Genomic DNA, 1,142 nt, shown 5'->3' with positions numbered 1-1,142 from the left:
GGCGCGTCAGGTACGGGTGATCGACATGGCGCAGGGCAACAAGGTGAGCCGGATCCTCGCCTGGTCCTTTCTGGATGAAGAGGGATTGCGTCGCGGCTGGTCGAGCGCGCGCTGAGTCCCCACCACAAGGCCCGATGAGGGCCTTTTTTCATGATGAGTCCCGCGAGTTTCCCCTTCTGGCGGCATCTTTGGCAATCGATTTCCTCATTGGCAGATCATGCTGGTTTACATGGTGTAAGTAGTTACTTCCGCCTTGGTACAGGTGTACGCCGAGATTTTTTTGCACTTACAGCTGAAACTTTAATAAAATAGGACTGGTTAGACCTCTTTACAGGCATTGAATCAAATAGGGATCGGTAGATGAAAGTTGTCGATTTTCTGAAGCGCAAGCGCGAAATTCTGGCGCAACACCCCTTTGAGCTCAAGGATTGGCTCTCTCCGGCGATCCGCGACTACTGGCGTGAGTTTCAGCAAAAGGCACATCTTCATCCTTTGCTGGGACGTGTACTGGACTTGCAAGCCGAGTCCCAGAGCGAGCAGCAACAGGATGCAGCAACCGTGGCACAGGTGGCCAACGGTCAGCCTGCTGTGGCTCAGGAACCCGCTGTTGAGCTGGGGGCCGAGGCGGCCGAGCTCTATGCCGCCCTGCAGGCTCGCATTGGTGAAGAGACCCATGTCGGCGAATGGCTGCACGTCAGCCAGCAGATGATCGATCAGTTTGCTGCAGTGACCGGGGATCACCAGTGGATCCACACCGATCCGGAGCGTGCGGCCGCCGAGTCGCCTTTCAAGACCACCATCGCCCACGGCTTCCTGACCCTGGCGCTGCTGCCGCAGTTGACCGGCTCGGTCGATGAGGCCACCCCCGAGTTCCCGACCGCCCGCATGGTGGTGAACTTCGGGCTGGATCAGGTACGTTTCCCGTACCCCATCAAGGTGGACAGCAATATCCGCGCCCGTACCAAGCTGGCCCGGGTCACCCCCATCAAGGGTGGGCTGGAGTTGCTCAAAGAGATCAAGGTTGAGATCGAAGGGATCCGCCGCCCGGGTTGCGTCATCGAGTCGGTGACCCGCATCTACTTCTGAGCCCCCTCATCGGCATGAATGGTGAAACGGGCCCGCTGTCGTGTGCAACGAACAGC

General features: G+C 58.5%; 2 protein-coding genes. Both read left to right on the top strand.

Annotated elements, in window-relative coordinates; genetic code table 11:
• On the top strand, nucleotides 1-115 hold a 115-nt coding region (locus AB5Y92_RS15495; RefSeq protein WP_368227084.1), incomplete at its 5' end, for an RlmF-related methyltransferase.
• 245 nt (nucleotides 116-360) lie between these two features.
• A complete protein-coding gene (locus AB5Y92_RS15490; RefSeq protein WP_019445964.1) occupies nucleotides 361-1,086 on the top strand; it encodes a MaoC family dehydratase in 726 nt (241 codons plus the stop codon).
• Nucleotides 1,087-1,142 lie beyond the last annotated feature (56 nt).

The sequence above is a fragment of the Aeromonas sp. R1-1 genome (assembly GCF_040908495.1).
Taxonomy (GTDB): domain Bacteria; phylum Pseudomonadota; class Gammaproteobacteria; order Enterobacterales; family Aeromonadaceae; genus Aeromonas; species Aeromonas veronii.
The sequence above is the reverse complement of the archived record's forward strand: the minus strand, read 5'-3'. Positions and strand labels throughout refer to the sequence as shown.

Coding starts and splice junctions, on each gene's coding strand:
- AB5Y92_RS15490 (WP_019445964.1), top strand. CDS start 361: ATGAAAGTTGTCGATTTTCTGAAGCGCAAGCGCGAAATTCTGGCGCAA.